General features: G+C 71.8%; 16 protein-coding genes and 2 tRNA genes. 6 read left to right on the plus strand and 12 right to left on the minus strand.

Going from position 1 to position 17,711, the window contains the following annotated elements; genetic code table 11:
• The first annotated feature begins 148 nt into the window (after nucleotides 1-148).
• Nucleotides 149-1,804, plus strand: a complete 1,656-nt coding sequence (locus tag ACTWQI_RS04285) for a hypothetical protein (protein WP_443267575.1) — start codon at nucleotides 149-151, stop codon at nucleotides 1,802-1,804.
• Nucleotides 1,805-1,888: 84 nt separating this feature from the next.
• Here the strand turns inward: ACTWQI_RS04285 and ACTWQI_RS04290 are convergent, their stop codons facing one another.
• From ACTWQI_RS04290 to ACTWQI_RS04305, 4 genes are all read right to left on the minus strand, one after another.
• The gene (locus ACTWQI_RS04290; protein WP_443267576.1) at nucleotides 1,889-2,446 is read right to left on the minus strand and encodes an HIT family protein; all 558 of its coding nucleotides are present in this window, start codon (nucleotides 2,444-2,446) and stop codon (nucleotides 1,889-1,891) included.
• Nucleotides 2,447-2,514: 68 nt separating this feature from the next.
• Nucleotides 2,515-4,509 carry a threonine--tRNA ligase gene (thrS, locus tag ACTWQI_RS04295; RefSeq protein WP_443267579.1) on the minus strand — a complete coding sequence of 665 codons (1,995 nt, stop codon included), beginning with the start codon at nucleotides 4,507-4,509 and terminating at the stop codon, nucleotides 2,515-2,517.
• A 171-nt stretch (nucleotides 4,510-4,680) separates the two neighbouring features.
• Nucleotides 4,681-5,961 carry a hypothetical protein gene (locus ACTWQI_RS04300; protein ID WP_443267581.1) on the minus strand — a complete coding sequence of 427 codons (1,281 nt, stop codon included), beginning with the start codon at nucleotides 5,959-5,961 and terminating at the stop codon, nucleotides 4,681-4,683.
• Nucleotides 5,961-6,539 (minus strand): DUF4365 domain-containing protein, encoded by a 579-nt coding sequence (locus ACTWQI_RS04305; protein ID WP_443267583.1) that lies wholly within the window; start codon nucleotides 6,537-6,539, stop codon nucleotides 5,961-5,963. The genes ACTWQI_RS04300 and ACTWQI_RS04305 overlap by 1 nt, the downstream gene beginning before the upstream one ends.
• A 174-nt stretch (nucleotides 6,540-6,713) precedes the next feature.
• Between ACTWQI_RS04305 and ACTWQI_RS04310 the strand changes: the two genes are divergently transcribed.
• Nucleotides 6,714-7,439, plus strand: coding sequence for a 3'-5' exonuclease (locus ACTWQI_RS04310; protein WP_443267584.1), 726 nt, complete (start codon nucleotides 6,714-6,716; stop codon nucleotides 7,437-7,439).
• 375 nt (nucleotides 7,440-7,814) lie between these two features.
• On the opposite strand, the gene ACTWQI_RS04315 is transcribed toward ACTWQI_RS04310, so the two are convergent.
• Together ACTWQI_RS04315 and ACTWQI_RS04320 are read right to left on the minus strand one after the other, a co-directional pair.
• A tRNA-Val gene (locus ACTWQI_RS04315) sits at nucleotides 7,815-7,886 on the minus strand.
• 66 nt (nucleotides 7,887-7,952) lie between these two features.
• Nucleotides 7,953-8,402, minus strand: a complete 450-nt coding sequence (locus ACTWQI_RS04320; protein WP_443267586.1) for an SRPBCC family protein — start codon at nucleotides 8,400-8,402, stop codon at nucleotides 7,953-7,955.
• 103 nt (nucleotides 8,403-8,505) lie between these two features.
• Between ACTWQI_RS04320 and ACTWQI_RS04325 the strand changes: the two genes are divergently transcribed.
• Entirely contained in the window at nucleotides 8,506-11,541 is a 3,036-nt protein-coding gene (locus ACTWQI_RS04325; protein ID WP_443267588.1) for an SCO7613 C-terminal domain-containing membrane protein, read from the plus strand.
• Nucleotides 11,542-11,803: 262 nt separating this feature from the next.
• On the opposite strand, the gene ACTWQI_RS04330 is transcribed toward ACTWQI_RS04325, so the two are convergent.
• Nucleotides 11,804-11,875 (minus strand) — tRNA-Val (locus tag ACTWQI_RS04330).
• A gap of 78 nt (nucleotides 11,876-11,953) precedes the next feature.
• Nucleotides 11,954-12,439, minus strand: a complete 486-nt coding sequence (locus ACTWQI_RS04335) for a TIGR02611 family protein (RefSeq protein WP_443267589.1) — start codon at nucleotides 12,437-12,439, stop codon at nucleotides 11,954-11,956.
• Nucleotides 12,440-12,628: 189 nt separating this feature from the next.
• Here ACTWQI_RS04335 and ACTWQI_RS04340 point away from each other — a divergent pair, with 189 nt between their 5' ends.
• Together ACTWQI_RS04340 and ACTWQI_RS04345 are read left to right on the plus strand one after the other, a co-directional pair.
• Complete coding sequence (locus ACTWQI_RS04340) at nucleotides 12,629-13,042, plus strand: SsgA family sporulation/cell division regulator (protein WP_237321832.1); 414 nt, start codon at nucleotides 12,629-12,631, stop codon at nucleotides 13,040-13,042.
• A 248-nt stretch (nucleotides 13,043-13,290) separates the two neighbouring features.
• Entirely contained in the window at nucleotides 13,291-13,872 is a 582-nt protein-coding gene (locus tag ACTWQI_RS04345; RefSeq protein WP_443267591.1) for a CGNR zinc finger domain-containing protein, read from the plus strand.
• A gap of 4 nt (nucleotides 13,873-13,876) precedes the next feature.
• On the opposite strand, the gene ACTWQI_RS04350 is transcribed toward ACTWQI_RS04345, so the two are convergent.
• Complete coding sequence (locus ACTWQI_RS04350) at nucleotides 13,877-14,062, minus strand: hypothetical protein (RefSeq protein WP_443267592.1); 186 nt, start codon at nucleotides 14,060-14,062, stop codon at nucleotides 13,877-13,879.
• Between the two features lie 164 nt (nucleotides 14,063-14,226).
• On the opposite strand from ACTWQI_RS04350, the gene ACTWQI_RS04355 reads away from it, so the two are divergent.
• Complete coding sequence (locus tag ACTWQI_RS04355; RefSeq protein WP_443267594.1) at nucleotides 14,227-14,742, plus strand: DsbA family protein; 516 nt, start codon at nucleotides 14,227-14,229, stop codon at nucleotides 14,740-14,742.
• Between the two features lie 46 nt (nucleotides 14,743-14,788).
• Here the strand turns inward: ACTWQI_RS04355 and ACTWQI_RS04360 are convergent, their stop codons facing one another.
• From ACTWQI_RS04360 to ACTWQI_RS04370, 3 genes are all read right to left on the minus strand, one after another.
• Nucleotides 14,789-15,637: a GNAT family N-acetyltransferase gene (locus ACTWQI_RS04360; protein WP_443267596.1), complete on the minus strand. Its 849-nt coding sequence runs from the start codon at nucleotides 15,635-15,637 to the stop codon at nucleotides 14,789-14,791.
• 62 nt (nucleotides 15,638-15,699) lie between these two features.
• A complete protein-coding gene (locus tag ACTWQI_RS04365; protein WP_443267598.1) occupies nucleotides 15,700-16,524 on the minus strand; it encodes an aminotransferase class IV in 825 nt (274 codons plus the stop codon).
• Nucleotides 16,521-17,579 carry a chorismate-binding protein gene (locus ACTWQI_RS04370; RefSeq protein WP_443267599.1) on the minus strand — a complete coding sequence of 353 codons (1,059 nt, stop codon included), beginning with the start codon at nucleotides 17,577-17,579 and terminating at the stop codon, nucleotides 16,521-16,523. Before ACTWQI_RS04370 ends, ACTWQI_RS04365 begins: the two co-directional genes overlap by 4 nt.
• Nucleotides 17,580-17,711 lie beyond the last annotated feature (132 nt).

Raw genomic sequence — 17,711 nt, forward strand, 5'->3', positions numbered from 1 at the left:
TGCACGTCGGAAGGTGTGCCCTTCGCCGGTTGCCGAGAGCGATGATCGGGAAGGGGTGGATGGGGTACGCCGCAGCTAGCGCTGGGGGTACCCGCACCCAGCGGTGGCTGGGGGGACAGCGGATGCTTCAGCGGGGTTGGGGGCGGTAGTGACACACGGCGGTTTCGACTTCAGTCCTGGGGCGCAGGTACCGCTCTCCGGCTCGGCCGGCCAGACTGCGGCGACCAACGCCCTCGCCTCGGCCGCGTACCGTGACAGCCCCGTCGCCGACCTGCTCAAGGCGAACAGCGAGTGGCACACCTCGAAGGTCACGGCACCGAAGCTGTCACTGTTCGAGCCCAATCTCGGCGAGGCCTTCGCCCGTGCCGTACAGGAGCGGATGCTGGGCGGCGCCCGTATGCCGCTGATCCAGTCCTTCGGCACGGAACCCCAGGCCGTGGTCGAACACTGCCTGGCCGCCAGCCGCATCCGCAAGGAGCGCGATGTCCGGCTGACCGTGGTGACGGTGCTCTTCGGGCTGCTGTTCCTGCCCGGACTGCTGCTCTGGCTGGCCGGCTTCCAGCTGCGGCGTACGCTCGCGGGCGCCGCGAACCGGCGGGCGGGCGCGCTCGGTACGGCCGTGCTCGTCGCGCTGGGCGGCCTGGCAGTGCTGTTCCTCGTCAAGCTGCCATTCGACGGGTTCTGGGGGATCTATCTGCGCGCCATGGTGGTCGCCCCGGTCGTCGGCTGGCTGCTGGCGAAGCGGATCTGCGAGCGGACGGCGAAGGACCTCCGGGACCGCTGGGAGGGGTTGCTCTCGGGCGGCGGCATCGGCGCGAAGATCCCCGAGGCGGTGCCGCAGAACCCGAACGAGACCAGCGCCGAGCGGCTGCGGCAGGGCCTGGCCCGGCTCACCGCCGAGCAGCACAGCAACCTCGTCTTCTACGCCGGGCCCAAGGGAATCCTGGGCATGGGCACCCGCTGGGGCAGCTGGCATCTGGCGGAGGAGCTGGTTCCCGCGGACCCCGACAAGGAGATCAACCCCTTCCGCAGCTGGGACATCATCCGGGCGGTGCACGACCAGTTGCGGATGCTGGAGCGCGGCCCGCTGCACACCGGAGGTTTCCCCACCCCGTCGGTACGGCACTGGGTGGTATCGCCCATCGGTGAGGGCGCGGACGCCGTGTCCAGGCCGCAGGGCACCGATACGGAGGCCTTCCAGATCAGGCCGCACGAGATCCAGCGGATCTGCAACGAGCAGCAGTTCGGCAGCGGAAACCGGCACTATCTGGGCGTGCAGTTCGTCCTGTGGGACGGCCAGCTGGTGATCACGCTGCTGGTCACGGTCACGGTGCTGCACCACACGCTGCGCATCGAGGTGACCGGCCACGCGCTCGGCCCCGTCCACTCGTTGTTCACCAGCAAGCCCGTCGCCAAGACCAAGGTGGTCTCCAAGAGCGTGAAGTTCTGGGAGACCAAGGAGGTGCACCTCCCGCTCGTCGACGCCAAGGAGGTGGTGCGGCTCGCGGCGCGCGCTCCCTTCACCTGGTTCCCGCCGATCCTGGACTACCTCGGCGGACGGCTGATCCTGCCCGAGCCGTTCGGCCTCCGGCACGCCTGGGCGGCGCAGCCCTGGCGCCACCGCTTCATGGCGGACGATGCGCTGCGCGCGGCCACGCCGGTCCTCCGGGTGGTGCACACGGCCGCGCTCCGCGTACTGGAGGAGAACGGCGTGGACATCGACCAGTTCAACGTCCGCTCCACCTTCCTCAGCAGCACCGTCCAGGGCGCCGAGCCGCGTACGGCGGACGTGTATCTCGCGTAGCGCCCGGCTCCCTGCCGTCAGGGGGCGCCGTCGGCTGGGGGTCGCCCTGGGGTAGGAGCCCCCCGGCCCGGCGAGCGAGCCTGATCAGGAGGGCCAGGCGTCGGCCAGCATGCGGCGGGTGTCCGCGAGAAGCTGCGGCAGCACCTTGGTGTGGCCGACGACCGGCATGAAGTTGGTGTCGCCGCCCCAGCGTGGCACGACGTGCTGGTGCAGGTGGGCGGCGATACCGGCACCCGCCGCCGCGCCCTGGTTCACACCGATGTTGAAGCCGTGCGCCCCGGCCGCCGTGCGCAGCGCGGTCATCGCCCGTTTGGTGAACTCGGCGAGCTCCGCCGTCTCCGGCCCGTTCAGGTCGGTGTAGTCCGCGACGTGCCGGAAGGGGACGATCATCAAGTGCCCGCCGTTGTACGGGTAGAGATTCAGCACCGCGTACACGCGTTCACCGCGCGCGACGATGAGCCCGTCCTCGTCGGACTTGGCCGGTATGGCGCAGAACGGGCAGCCGTCTCCGGCCCCGGGACCCGTGGGCTTGTTCTCACCCTGGATGTAGGCCATCCGGTGCGGGGTCCACAGGCGCTGGAACGCATCCGGCGTCCCCACTCCGATCTGCTGCTCCGGCTCACTGGTCATGCAGTGCAGCATATGACTTCGCCCGTGCGCAGCGTGTCGCCGGGGCGGCCGACAGCCGACCACCCCGGCCCCGGCCCGCGTCAGACCTGGATCCGCTCCTCCACCGCCTTGACGATCTCGGCCACAGCCTCGTCGACCGGCACGCCGTTCTTCTGCTCCCCGCTGCGGTACCGGAAGGAGACCGCGCCCTTGGAGACGTCGTCGTCGCCCGCGATCAGCATGTACGGGATCTTCGCCTTCTGAGCGTTGCGGATCTTCTTCTGCATCCGGTCGGCGGAGGCGTCGACCTCGACGCGGATGCCGTGGACCTTCAACTTGGCGGCGACCTCCTGCAGGTACGGCACATGGTCGTCGCCGATCGGGATGCCGACCGCCTGGACGGGGGCGAGCCAGGCCGGGAAGGCACCGGCGTAGTGCTCCAGCAGCACCGCGAAGAACCGCTCGATGCTCCCGAACAGCGCGCGGTGGATCATGACCGGGCGCTGCCGGGAGCCGTCCGCCGCGGTGTACTCCAGGTCGAAGCGCTCCGGCAGGTTGAAGTCCACCTGGATGGTCGACATCTGCCAGGTACGGCCGATCGCGTCCTTCGCCTGCACCGAGATCTTCGGGCCGTAGAACGCCGCGCCGCCCGGGTCCATGACCAGGTCGAGGCCCTGCTTCTCAGCCGCCTGGCGCAGGATCTCGGTGGCCTCCGCCCACACCTCGTCCGAGCCGATGAACTTCTCCGGGTCCTTGGTGGACAGCTCCAGGTAGAAGTCGTGCAGCCCGTAGTCGCGCAGCAGGTTCAGCACGAAGGTGAGCAGCGAGTCGAGCTCGTCCGCCATCTGTTCGCGGGTGCAGTAAATGTGCGCGTCGTCCTGGGTGAAGCCGCGGGCCCGGGTCAGGCCGTGCACCACACCTGACTTCTCGTAGCGGTAGACCGTCCCGAACTCGAAGAGGCGCAGCGGCAGTTCACGGTACGAGCGGCCCCGCGCATCGAAGATCAGGTTGTGCATGGGGCAGTTCATGGGCTTCAGGTAGTAGTCGGTGCCCTCGTCGAGCTGCATGGGCGGGTACATGCCCTCGGAGTACCAGTCCAGGTGGCCCGACTTCTCGAACAGCTTCCCCTTGGTGGCGTGCGGGGTGTAGACGAACTCGTAGCCCGACTCCTCGTGCCGCTTGCGCGAGTAGTCCTCCATGACCCGGCGGACGATGCCGCCCTTGGGGTGGAAGACGGCGAGGCCGGAGCCGATGTCCTCCGGGATGGAGAACAGGTCGAGCTCGGAGCCGAGCTTGCGGTGGTCGCGCTTCTCGGCCTCGGCCAGGAAGTCCAGATACGCCTTGAGCTCGTCCTTGGACGGCCAGGCGGTGCCGTAGATCCGCTGCAGCTGCTTGTTCTTCTCGCTGCCGCGCCAGTAGGCGGCGGCCGAGCGCATCAGCTTGAAGGCGGGGATGTTCCGGGTGGTGGGCAGGTGGGGACCGCGGCAGAGGTCCTTCCAGCACAGGTCGCCGGTCTTGGCGTCCACGTTGTCGTAGATGGTCAGCTCACCCGCGCCGACCTCGGCGGACGCGCCCTCGGCGGCGTCCGCGGCCGAGCCCTTGAGGCCGATCAGCTCCAGCTTGTACGGCTCGCCGACCAGCTCCTCCCGCGCGGCGTCGTCCGACACCGCGCGCCGCGAGAAGCGCTGACCACGCTTGACGATCTCCTGCATCTTCTTCTCGATGCGCTTGAGGTCGTCCGGGGTGAACGGGTTCTCGACGTCGAAGTCGTAGTAGAAGCCGTCCTTGATGGGCGGGCCGATGCCGAGTTTTGCCTCGGGGAAGATCTCCTGCACGGCCTGGGCCATCACATGCGCGGTCGAGTGGCGCAGGATGTTGAGCCCGTCGTCCGAGGTGATCGGGACGGGCTCGAGGAGATCGCCGTCGGCGACCTCGTACGCCAGGTCCTTGAGCGCTTCGACACCGCCTGCGGGCCGCACGCGCGCGGCGACGACGCTGCGGTCGCCGCCCAGCAGGTCCACCGCCGTAGTGCCCGTGGTCACCACGCGCTCTTCCCGCTCGGAATCGCGTTGGATGATCACACGGACGTCTGGCACCGGTCTCTCCTGACTCATGGGGTCGTGCGACAGCGGGCGCTGCGCGCCTGAATCGTACCGAGGTGGACGGGCCCACCGCGAAACAGTTGCCCGCGCGGGGGCGGCCGCCGCCCGGAAGCGCCGGTCCCGCCGTCGCGGGCCCGGGCTGGTCCTCTCCCGGCTCAGGCCGACCTAGACCTCGTCGTCCGTTCCACAGGCCTCCTCGAAGAAGTCGAGGTTCTCCTGCAGCGACTTCATCAGCCGGTCCCGCTCGGCCTCGTCCACCTGCACCGGGACGACCCCCGAGGCGCCGGTGAGGCGGCGGAAGCCGCCGCGGCTCTCCAGCCTGCCGCTGACCCGGATCGGCAGGCCGACCAGGTGGGCATGCCCGGCGATGCGGTAGGCGTCCTCGTCGAGCGCGATCCGCACCTGCGGCACGTCCGCGCCGGCCAGCACCCGCAGCCGTACAGTGCCGGGGCCGCCGGGGGCCGAGCGGCGCATGCGGACCACCGCACCCGTGACCCGTACCGGCACGGACGGTTCGTCGCGCACATATCGCGCGCCCGCCTCCCGTAACGCCGGGAGATCCCCGGGCGAGAACTCCACCGGCTCGGGCCGGGTCGCGAAGCCGTCCGGAGCACCGGCAGCGGGCGACCACTCCAGGGCAACCCGGATCCCCTCCGAGCCCCGTACCAGCGCCACGAGCGCCTCGGTCAGCTCCTGGCACACCCCCAGCTCGACGGCCGCGTCGAAGGCCTCCATGCCGCCGGTGGCGCGCTGGAAGTCGGCGGCGTCGCGGGCGGCGTGCAGGGCCCGCAGCAGGGTGGTGACGGCCGGGCGGCCGCTGTCGACCGGGACGAACACGGTCAACTGGCCGCCGCCCGGCTCGGGACCGACGAGCACCTGCTCCAGCGCGGCCTCGGCATGCTTCCGGTGCCGGTTGCCGTAGTAGCCGGCGCGGCCTCGCGCGGCGAGGGCACCGGCCAGCAGCATCGCCCGCGCCCCGGCCCGCAGCCGCTCCCGGGCCGGCCAGGAAGCCGCGCCGGTCTCGGTCACCGGCACGTCCCGCCACCAGCGGATCTCGTCGCTGGGAACGGCGAGACCGACGAGCACGTCACGGGCCGAGGGCGCTGCGCTGCGGGTCAGTGCGGTGAGGGCCTCGGCCAGCAGGTCTCCGCTGTCGGGGAAGGCGCGGCTCTGCGGCACGAGAAGGCTGGTGCCGGCGGTGCGGCCGGGCGGGGTCCAGCGCGCGTAGCGCTCCGCGGCTCCCCCGCGCCGCTGCCAGCCATGCCGGGCCAGCAGAGCGCCCAGGACGGCGGGATCGACGCTCTCGGGGTCGAGACGGGCGGGTGCGAGGGCACCCGGCTCGAATGCACCGGCGGCCTCGAGGCCGCCGGTGCAGGAGTCCGTCCCCGGCGGTCTCCCGGACTCGCCCGGGTGCGGCCGTACGGTCTTGTCGAAGGGCCGGTTCATCACGGTCTCCCTCCCACCCCGACACGGGTCATGATCTCGCTGAGGGCTCGGTCGTCGAAGATCCGCGTGGTCGGGATCCGCACGGTGGTCCTGTGCCTGCCGGTTACGGGGTGGCCGGCCAGGTTGGTCCAGTAACAGCAGTGCCGCAGTTCGAGGCGGTCGTGGGCGGCGCGCAGCCAGTCCTCGCGGTCCCGCGGAACCAGCATCACGACAAGGATCTTGTGCACCGATACCGGAGTGCGTGCGAGCTTCACCAGGTGCTCGTTGTCGAGCGTGAACGAGAACGCCGGTCCCCGTGGGTGAGGGGCTATCTGATAGGTGCACTTGAGCTGCACCTTGATCGTCACCTCGTCGTCGACCGCGTGGCCAGGGGCACTGTGACTGACGTGCCAGTCGATGCCGTTGTCCGGGAAGGGCTGGGCGAGTGAGCAGCCGGCAGCCGCCGCGACCGCATGGAGATAGCCCACCTGGAGGGTTTCCATACAGGCGGTGATGGCGAGTCCGCCGCGCAGCGGTGCGATCCGCTCCGGCAGCAGGCCCTGCCCGGGCGTGGCCGGGTCGGGCTGGGCGAGCGCCATGTCCGAAGTGCCTTTCAGGCCTTGCGAATATGTCCCCGTGACCGTGGCCCTTGAAAATGCGACGGCCCGTCATCTGTGTTGTCTCCGCCCTGCGTACGGGGCAAACGGCCCGGGTATCACCAGGTCGGGCAGAGGGCGGTATCCATCTGCCGGTCTCGCGCGAGGAGTTGTGACATGCCGTGCTGGTTCGAGGGGCCGCTCGCCGCATTCGACACCGAGACCACGGGAGTCGATGTCGAGCAGGACCGCATCGTTTCCGCCGCCCTGGTGGTGCAGAGTGCTCCGGAGGCGGCGCCGCGCGTCACCCGCTGGCTGGTCAATCCGGGTGTGCCGGTGCCGGAGGCGGCCACCGTCATACACGGACTGACAGAGGATCACCTACAGCGGAACGGCCGCTGGCCGTCACCGGTCATGGAGGAGGTGGCGCGGGCTCTCACGGCGCAGTCCGTGGCGGGCACGCCGCTCGTCGTGATGAACGCGCCCTTCGATCTGACCTTGCTCGACCGGGAGTTGCGGCGGCACCGTGCGAAGTCCCTTGCGGACTACTTCGGTTGCTCATCGCTGTGCGTGCTCGATCCGCACGTCCTGGACCGGCACCTGGACCGCTACCGGAAGGGCCGGCGCACGCTCTCCGACCTGTGCACACACTACGGGGTGCTGCTGGCGGAGGCGCACGACGCCGCGGCGGACGCCATGGCCGCCCTCGACGTCGTACGGAAACTGGGCCGCCGGTTCGCCGCTCGCCTGGAGTCGATGAGCGCCGCCGAGCTGCACACCCGTCAGGCCGTGTGGCACGCGGCCCAGGCCCGGGGGCTCCAGGCGTGGTTCGCCCGCAACGGTTCGACCGAGGCGGTCGACCCTGCCTGGCCCCTGCGTCCCGAATTGCCGGCCGCTGCCTGACCCGGGGTGTCACGCGAGGCGAGGCCGAGCAAACACGACGAGGGCGACCCAGTCCGTGCTCTTCACGAACACAGGTCACGGGGGTGCGGGTGGCGAAGCCCCCGCAACGCGAGGCGAAGCCGAGCAAACACGACGAGGGCGACCCAGTCCGTGCTCTTCACGAACACAGGTCACGGGGGTGCGGGTGGCGAAGCCCCCGCAACGCGAGGCGAAGCCGAGCAAACACGACGAGGGCGACCCGGTCCGTGCTCTTCACGGACACAGGTCACGGGGGTGCGGGTGGCGAAGCCCCCGCAACGCGAGGCGAAGCCGAGCAAACACGACGAGGGCGACCCGGTCCGTGCTCTTCACGGACACAGGTCGCCCTTGCACTCGTGGGCGATACTGGGATCGAACCAGTGACCTCTTCGGTGTGAACGAAGCGCTCTCCCGCTGAGCTAATCGCCCCCGGTGCGCCGGGGGCAGGCCCCGTGGCGGCACGGGCTGAACAATACCGTGCCCTGAAGAGTTCGTTCAAACGACATCCGCGAGCCGACGACGCAGGCCCCGGTGGCCCGCTCGCATCATCAGCGCATGATTGGCCACGAAGAGGGGACGGCCGGGCAGGGCGAGGGCCCGCATCAGGCTCCTTCGGACCTCCACCTCCTGCTCGAAGAGGGCGCGCGCGCCGCCGTTGTGGGCCCCTACGGTCCACCGGGCCCAGCCCTCCAGGTCGCCGGTCATCCCGATCTCCAGCACCCCGGCCGCAGGGTCGCGCAGGGTCGCGCGTGCGGTGATCACCATGTCGTACGGCAGGAGGGAACGGAATCGGGCGGTGCCGGTCGTGTCGTCGATCGGGTGAGCCTCCCGGACCTGTGGCCACCAGTGCGGGTACTCCTCGGCGTGCTCCAGGACCTCGTACACGGCGGCGGGCGCGGCGTCGAGGGTCCAGACGCTGCGGAAGCGGTAGCGATGCCAGTCCATCGGCCCAGTGTCGGGCCTGTGGGCGCTCCGTCGCCGTACTCAACAGAAACTTGAGTACGGCTACTCATGTCCTCGTGCTGTGCCGCGGGCCACACTCCGGGGCATGGACAAGGTGCCACCGGTTGAGGAACTGCGGCAGATCGACTGGGCACTCGGCCGGGTCGAGGCCGAACGTACCCGGCTCCTCGCACGCCGGGCCCAACTGCTCGCCGAGATGCGGCAGACCGCCCCTGGCCCGGCACCAACGACGGGGGCCCCGCACGCCGCGCTTCATACCGCCCCGGCCCGTTCGGGCCGGGAGACGAGCCCGCCGACCGTGCAGAACGTGCTGCTGGCCCTCGGTGGCATCCTGCTGGCGGTCGCGGCGACCGCCTTCACCGTCGTCAGCTGGGGGCACTTGGGCATCGGCGGCCGGGCGGCCGTCCTGGGCGCGCTCACGCTCACCGCCCTGTCGGTGCCTGCGCTGCTGCTGCGCCGCTCGCTGGCCGCGACCGCGGAGGTCGTGGCGTGCCTGGGTCTCGTCCTGCTGGCGCTGGACGCGTATGCGATCCACCGGGTGGCGGTTCCGGAGGCGGACGGCGCGGGCTATGCAGGGGTGGCGAGCGCGGTCATGGCGGCGATCTGGACGGCGTACGGGCGGTGGCTGCGCGCTCCCGGAGGTGGTGGCGGTTCGCGCTCCGCCTCGCGGTCCTCCGACACGGCAACGGTGGGCATCGGTGCGCCCATGACCGGGTTGCGGCTGCCGCTGCCCATCGCGGTGTCGCTGGCCCAACTGCCCCTGTTTCTCTGGGCCGTGTCGGTCGGGGCGGGCCCCTTCGGCTTCGGCTGCGTACTCTTCGGCACGGCGGCTGCCGACCTGGCACTGGCGCTGCGGCGGCCGTACGCCACGGGTGTCCGCAGCACGGCGGCCGTGAGCGCGGCGGTCACGGGCGCCTCGAGCCTGCTGCTCGCAGCCACGCTGTCGGTCACCGCGGACGCGCCGGGCGATGCGGCCCGCGCGGCCGCCCTGCTGCTGGCTGCCGCGGCCGTTGGGGTCACCGCCTCCTGGCGGATGCCGGTCCCGGCCACACCGGCGGGTCCTGGCCGAGCGGGCGAAGCAGCGGCGCCGGGCACCACCGGCGTCCTCAGTGGCGGCTCGGATGCCCACCGCCCAGACGGCGAACCGGGCTGGGTGGGCGCTACCTCCCGGGTGGACCGAAGCGCCGGTGTACCCACCGAGCCGGGCACTGATCACCTCGGCCGCCCGGGCCGCGCCATGTCGCCGGGGGCGCCTTCGTCCGCCGCGCACCATGATCCTGCTCCGCAGGCCGCAGCACGACGATGGCCGGGGCACGGTCTCGTCAGCGCGGCGTGGCCCGCCGCGGCGGCGGGACTTGCAGTGGTCGCGGCGCTCGGCGGAGTGCTGCGGACGGGGCTGTCCGGGCAGTGGACGGTCGTCGGCTATCTGCTGTGCGGCTCGCTCGTCCTGGCGGCCGCCCGCGCCACGGCGGGTCGGACTGCGGTGGCCGCAGGGCTGGCTGCCGCAGCAGGCGTGGTGCATGCGGGTGCGGTGCTCTGGAGCCTGCCCGCCGTGGCCGCCGCTCTGCTCGGCCCGGTGGGCTGGGCGAGTGCCGTGTGGTCGGGTGCGCCGCAAGGGTCACGCGACGCTCTGGGCCCGGGCCTCTCCTGGCCGGGTACCTCCGCCGCCCCCGTGGTCCTGGCGGTCGTCGCCACAGCCGTGCTGGCTGTGCACCGTCACGCTACGGGCCGGCCGTGGCGGTCGGCGCTGTCCGCGGGTTCGGTCGCCGTCTGCTGCGCCCTGGGCGTTGTCCTGCCCGTGGCCCTCGGCCTCCCGTACCCGGTCGCCGTAGCGCTGCTCGTGGCACAGGCCGGAGTCCTGCTCGTGGCCTCGGCGACGCTGACGTCCATCCCGGGCGCTCATGGCACCGCTGATACGCCCGCCGCCGCGACCTCCCGCACGTCGGCCCATGTCCCGGGCAGGCCGAGCACCGACGCGGCGCGCCCCGACCCCGGGAGCACAGATGGGCCCGGCACGCGGCGTCCGGACTCGGCGTCACCCGACGCGTCGGTGCTCTCCCCGGAGGACGGCTCCGGACCCGCCTCGCTCACGGCGCTGGTCTGCGCCGTCGCCTTGGCCCTCACGGCCGCCTTCTGGGGCCTGGCCGAGCAGGCCGTGACGCTCGGGGTGCTCGGCGCCCTGCTCGTCGCCTTCACCGCGGCTGCGGTGACCCGGGAGCGCATACGGCAGTCGGTGACAGCCGGCACAGCCGGAGTGACCGCCGTCGCCCTCACCGTCGCGCTGTGCGCCGCCGCCGGGCTCGCCGCCCATCTCACGTCGTTCGCCGTCCTCGCCGTCGCGGCCGCCGCGGCACTCCTCGCCGCCCGGCTGCGAGCCCTCCCGGCGGGTCTCCCCGTCGAGTGCACCGGCTACGCCGCCACGGCCCTCGCCGTCGGCCTGTCCCTCGGCAACGGGCCCGCGCTCGCCTCGGTCCTGGCCCTGGCCGGAGTCCTCGCGACGGGCACGGCGCTGCGTCGGGACCGCCGGGCCGCCGCTCGTGCGGCCGTGGCGCTGTTCGTGCTCGCGACGTGGGTCCGCCTGGCCGCATCGGGCGTCAGCGTGCCGGAGGCGTACACCCTGCCGGTCAGTGCGGCGGCGCTGTTCATCGGTCTGCGCAGGCGCCGTCAGGCCCCTCCCCCTGGGGGCACCGCCCGGGCCGCTAGGCCCAGGGGGACTACCTCCCCCAGCTACCGCTGGGAGGGGGCCCCAGGGGGTGGCCCCACTGCGTCGTCCTGGGCGGCGTACGGCCCGGGCCTCTCCGTGACGCTGCTGCCGAGCCTGCTGGCCGCCTGGGGCGACACGCACTGGCTGCGCCCGCTGCTGCTCGGGACCGGCACCCTGGCGCTCACCCTGCTCGGCGCACGGCTCAGGCTGAAGGCCCCCCTGCTGCTCGGTGGAGCGGTGCTGACGCTGGTCACTCTGCACGAGCTGGCTCCGTACATCGCCCAGGTCGTGGACGCGCTCCCCCGATGGCTGCCGCCGGCCCTCGCAGGCCTGATGCTGCTCGGCGTCGGCGCGACGTACGAGCAGCGGCTGCGGGACGCCCGAAGGCTTCGCGATGCCCTCGGCCGAATGGGCTGACCTGCCGCCGGAACCGGCGGAGAACCAGTCGCTCGGCGGCGGCTGTGGCAACCCGGCGATCGGGGGTGCGGGTGGCGAAGCCCCCGCAACGCGAGGCGAAGCCGAGCAAACACGACGAGGGCGACCCGGTCCGTGCTCTTCACGGACACAGGTCACGGGGGTGCGGGTGGCGAAGCCCCCGTAACGCGAGGCGAAGCCGAGCAAACACGACGAGGGCGACCCGGTCCGTGCTCTTCACGGGCACAGGTCGCCCTCGCACTCGTGGGCGATACTGGGATCGAACCAGTGACCTCTTCGGTGTGAACGAAGCGCTCTCCCGCTGAGCTAATCGCCCGGGAGCAGGGCACACATTACCGCATGTCAGCGCGTGCCCCCGACCACCCGCTCGCGCCTTCCACGGGCCAACCGCCCGTCATCGGCCGACCTCCCACGGCATCACGAAGCCGTACTTCCAGAGATAGACGGCCAGCCCTCCGGCGATGATCGTCAGGCCGATCGAGACCAGGATGATGTTCCGCCGCCGCACGCGCGGATCGAGGGCCCTGTGCGCCGCCTCGGTCACTTTCCGTTTCGTCCAGAGCAGCACCAGCTGCGCCCAGACGAACTCGGTCGCCCAGATCGCCATGCCACCGAAGATCACCAGCCAGCCCGGGCCGGGCAACGGCAGCAGGACCACGCCCGTCGCCACGACGGCCAGTCCGATCAGGAAAATCCCCACCTGCCAGCCCGCATGCAGCGGCTTGGACGCCTGGATGAACTCCGGCGCCCGGGAACCGAGCAGCCCGCCGACAGCAGTCGCACCGCTCCCTTGCGCCCCCGCCCCAGCCCTGCCGTCCCCCGCAGCGCCGGCGGCTGCCCCGGCGGCGGCCTTCCGTCGCTCGTCACTCTCCGCATTCATACGGCCAAAGTACCCGACCGTGAAGCGTCACCGGAATGCGCGCCACGGATGACTGTCATCTCCGCCGTACGGGGTACCTGAAGGGCCTCAAAACGGTCAGAGGGGTTTACAACGACACCGTAGGTGGCATGTCGATTTCGCCGACGTGCGAATCCCCGAGCGCACACTGAGCGAAAGGCCTTGGCGCTTATGAACACCACGGTCAGCTGCGAGCTGCACCTGCGCCTCGTTGTGTCGAGCGAATCTTCCCTGCCTGTCCCCGCAGGCCTGCGGTATGACACGGCCGATCCCTACGCCGTTCACGCCACCTTCCACACCGGAGCCGAGGAGACCGTCGAGTGGGTGTTCGCCCGCGACCTCCTCGCCGAGGGACTGCACCGCCCCACCGGCACCGGAGACGTCCGGGTATGGCCGTCCCGCAGTCACGGCCAGGGCGTCGTGTGCATCGCCCTGAGCTCCCCTGAGGGCGAGGCACTGCTGGAGGCGCCGGCGCGGGCACTGGAATCGTTTCTCAAGCGGACGGACGCGGCGGTGCCGCCCGGCACCGAACACCGCCACTTCGATCTCGACAGAGAGCTCTCCCACATCCTGGCCGAGAGCTGAGCCACCCGACACGAGAGGCAGCGCAGGGACAGACCACCCACCACCGCTCACAGACCGTAGCCGTCCGACTCGGGGAGACGGCACGAGCCCTGACCATCGCACAGCGCAGACACCGGCGCCCTTGCCGCGGACGGCACCGCGACGAAGGCGCCGGTGCGTTGTGAGCGCTAGAGTCGGCCAGCATCCACCGGATCCCGCTTCGGCGGCATCCGGTGCCAGCCGCCCGACCACAGGCCAGGGAGCGAGTCGTGCTGATCAACCACGACACCCGGTTTGCGCTCGACACCGTCGTCGACCTGGTGAACACCGCGCCGGAGGGCGACCCGGAATCCCCGGGGCCGGGAGCAGCGCCGGACGCCCTTCCCGATGTCACGGCTCTGCAGGCCTTCGTCAAGCGTCACAACATCAGCGACGTGGGGGTGCTCGACGAGCGGGACCTGGCGGCCGTGCGGTCCGTACGCGACCGCTTCGCGGAGGTCTTCGCCGCACGCGACCCGCGCGGAACCGCCGAGCTGATCAATGCGATGGTCGCGGCGGCCGGCACCACGCCGCGGCTGACGGACCACGACGGCTACGACTGGCATGTGCACTACTTCGCGCCCGGAGCCTCCCTCGCCGACCACCTCGCGGCAGACGGTGGCATGGCCCTCGCCTTTCTCGTCGTCGCCGGAGAGCAGGAGCGGCTGCGGCGCTGCGAGGCGCCGGACTGTCGGCGCGCGTTCGTCGATCTCTCGCGGAACCGCTCGCGCCGCTACTGCGACAGCCGTACGTGCGGCAACCGGCTCCATGTCGCGGCATACCGCGCCCGGCGACGCGAAGCCGCGGGGTGACGTCTCACCACCGGTAGAGGTCGTAGAGCGCCGCGAACAGCAGCACGGTGCCGATCACGGCGAGGAACAGCATCAGCGGCGGCTGCGAGAGCGCGAACAGACAGCCGCGCGATTCGGCGCCGGGGTTCCCCGCCGGAGCGGAGGCGGACGGGGGGGTGTCGTCGCCCGGGGACATGCGGTCGTCGTTCATCTCGCGTCGATCATGACGCAGCCGCCCCCCGCCCCACCCTCAACACGCCAGTATTGAGAGGGAGTTCGTCATATTCCCACGGATCGAGGATCGCCTGGAGGGACTGCGAGTCCTTCAAGGGTCCCGGTTCGGGCGCGGGCCGCGGGGCTGGAAGACTGGTCACCATGAGCAACACCACCCCCGGCCGCCCCGTCCTCGACGTCTGGTGCGAGCTGCAGTGCCCCGACTGCCGCGCCGCCCTGCGGGACCTCCGCACCCTGCGCTCCCGTTACGGGGACGCGCTTGAGCTGCGCTTGCGGCACTTCCCGCTGGAGAAGCACCGGCACGCGTACGCCGCGGCCCAGGCTGCCGAGGAGGCGGCCGAGCAGGGCAAGGGCTGGCCGTACGTCGAGGCGGTCCTGGACCGTACGGAGGAGCTGGCCGAGCGGGGTGAACCGCTGCTCGTCGAGGTGGCCGGGGAACTCGGCCTGGACGCCGAGGAGATGGACACCGCGCTCATCGACGGCCGGCACATGCTGGTCGTGGACGCGGACCAGGCCGAGGGCAAGGCGATCGGGGTGACGGGCACGCCCACCTATGTGATCGGCGGCGAGCGGCTGGACGGCGGGAAGAGCCAGGAGGGGCTCCTGGCGCGGATCGAGGAGATCGCCGACCGCCTGCTGGCGGACCAAGCGGACTGATCGGTCCGAGCGCACTGGTCGGACGGACTTGCCTCGCCGCCGCGGCTCAGATCAGCGGCTTGGACAGGTGGTACCGGATGGTCTGGTACCCCAACGACTCGTAGAGCCGCAGGGCGGGCGTGTTGCCCGCGAAGACATTGAGGCCGAGCCGGTCGCCCCCGGCAGCCCGGCATTCGCGCTCGGCGACGAGCATCAGCGAGCGGCCGTGTCCACGCCCGCGGTGCTCCTCCCTGACCTCGACGTCGAGGACGAAGCCGTCGAGGGCGCCGAGACCGTCGGGCAGGCTCTTGGCCAGGGATATCCAGACCGTGCCCACATCGACGCCGTCGTGGGACAGGACGCGCAGGATGGCGCCCGGGGTGCGGAGGCCGTCCGGCAACAGTGCCGCGTGGTCGGCCTCGGACGTGGCCCAGGCCTGGTCCTCGGGGACACCCCGGTCGATCCAGTCCTGCGCGTAGGCCTTCTTGCCGGCGTCGTGCCAGGCCGTGAACTCCTGCTCGCTCATGGGCCGGACCTCGCTGCCGTCGGGCAGCGAGGGCGGCTGCTCCGGCACCCACTTGATCATGTTCCGGTTGCGCTCGGTGTAACCCAGCGCTGCCGCAAGCTGCAGAGCGGCGACCGCGGCCGCCGGAATGGACACGTCGATGCGACGGCAGCCCCAGCCGCGCAGCACTTCCTCGGCGGCGAGAGCTGCGACGGTCCCGCGGCCGCGCCGCCGGTCCGGCTCGTCGATCCGCACGTCCCGGATCCGGCCCACGGCCGGGCCGAACTGGGCGTCCGTACCGATCAGGACCGTGCCCACCGGGCGGCTGTTGACGCACACCTCGTAGTGGCGGGAGCGTTGTCCGTCCGCACCGCGCTGTTCCGGCCCTGTGGGCCGCAGAGTCGTCGTCACCAGAGGTGTTGTACCGGTTTCGGCCGCCCGGCGTCATCTGTTTTCGCAGGGTGTACGGGTGCTCAGCTCGGATCGAAGTCGGCGGCCGAGCGCTCGTCGAAGATCCGCATGGCCTTGGCGGTGACCGGCCCGGGCGCGCCCGGCAGCTCGCGCTCGTCGACCCGGTGCACGGCCTGGACATCGCGGAGCGAGGAGGTCAGAAAGACCTCCTCGGCCTGCTCCAGCACGTCCAGTGGCAGGTCGGCCTCCTGTGCCCCCGCCCAGTCCACCACCAGGGCGCGGGTGATCCCGGCGAGGCAGCCCGACGAGAGAGGCGGGGTGTAGAGCTTGCCGTCGAGGACGACGAAGACATTGGACCCGGTGCCCTCACACAGCTGCCCGACCGTATTGGCGAGCACGGCCTCGGAGGCACCGTGCTCGCGTGCGCGGGCGAGTGCGATGACGTTCTCCCCGTACGAGGTGGTCTTGAGGCCGGCGAGCGCGCCGCGCTCGTTGCGGGTCCACGGCACCGTCACGATCGCCGTGCTGTCGGCGCGACGGGTGGACTCGCCGAGCGCCACCACCAGCGTGGGCCGCTCGGTTCCCCGGTCGGAGCCGAGCGGAGAGAGCCCGCCGGTGTAGGTGATGCGCAGCCGGCCGTACGGCATCGGGTTGGCCTCCAGCACCGCGTCGCAGGCCCGGCGCACCTCGTCGAGGTCGGGCTCCGGCAGACCGAGTCCGCGCGCGGAGCGCGCCAGCCGCTCGAGGTGCCGGGTGACGGCGAAGCCCCGGCCGTCGACCGCCTTGATCGTCTCGAAGACGCCGTCGCCGACCGTCAATCCGTGGTCGAACACCGAGACCCGCGCCGCGTCGGCGTCGCGCAGCGCGCCATTGAGCCAGATTGTCACCGCAGGGTCCTTCCCGTCGCCGCGTATGCCCCCGACGCTACCCCGAGCAGCCGGGACGCCTTGAGCTCTGTCTCGTCCCACTCGCGCTCCGGATCGGAGCCCCAGGTGATACCGGCGCCGGTGCCGAAGCGCAGTACGGGTCCGCCGGCCACGCCGCGGTCGACCCAGAACGTACGGATGCCCACCGCCAGCTCGCCGATGCCGCGGTCCGCGTCGACCCAGCCGACGCCCCCGCAGTACGGCCCGCGCGGCGCGGTCTCCAACGCCTCGATGATGCGCAGCGCGCTCGACTTGGGGGCACCGGTGACCGAGCCGGGAGGGAACGTTCCGGCGAGCAGCTCCGCCCAGCCCGCGCCCTCGGCCAGCTCTCCGCGCACGGTGGAGACGAGGTGCACAAGACCGGGGTGCTGTTCGACCGCGCAAAGCGACGGCACGCTCACCGACCCGGCGGCACAGACCCGCCCGAGGTCGTTGCGGACCAGGTCGACGATCATCACGTTCTCGGCCCGGTCCTTCTCCAGAAGGTCCGCTGCCGTCCGCCCGGTGCCCTTGATCGGCCCGGACTCGACGATCCGTCCGTCGCGGCGCAGGAACAGCTCGGGTGAGGCGGTGGCGATCTCGACGCCGTGCGCGGGCAGCCGGACCGTGCCGGCGTACGGGGCCGGGTTGCCGCGGGCGAGCAGCGCGGTCAGCGCGTCGACGTCCGCGCGGCCGGGGTCGGGCAGGGGCGCCGACAGAATCCGGCAGAGATTCGCCTGGTACACCTCGCCGGCGGCGATGTGCTCGCGTATCCGCCGGACACCCGCCGTGTACGCGGCGCGGTCCAGCGATGACGTCCAGTGGTCCGGGGCGGGGCCGCGCCAGGCCCCCGGCTCGGGAGCGGGGACGGGCGCGCGCCGTACCTCCGCGAACCGCGCGCAGACCAGCCGGCCTTCGAAGTCGGCGACGACCGCCCAGAAGCCCGCGGAGTCCAGGGCGGCCGGGTCGCTGGTGACATCGCGCAGGTCAGCGGCGAGGCGTCTGCCGAAGCGGGCGAGCGGGACGAGGTCGTGCACGGCTGCGAGTCTATGGCGGGCGCGGCACGGAGCCGCCCCGGGACGGGCGTGCACCGCAGCACGCTGGGGAAACGGAATTTGAGCTGGCTCAGGAATCCGCTAGAGTTCAACTCGTCGCCGGGACGTAGCAGC

This window comes from Streptomyces sp. KR80, assembly GCF_052245555.1.
Taxonomy (GTDB): domain Bacteria; phylum Actinomycetota; class Actinomycetes; order Streptomycetales; family Streptomycetaceae; genus Streptomyces.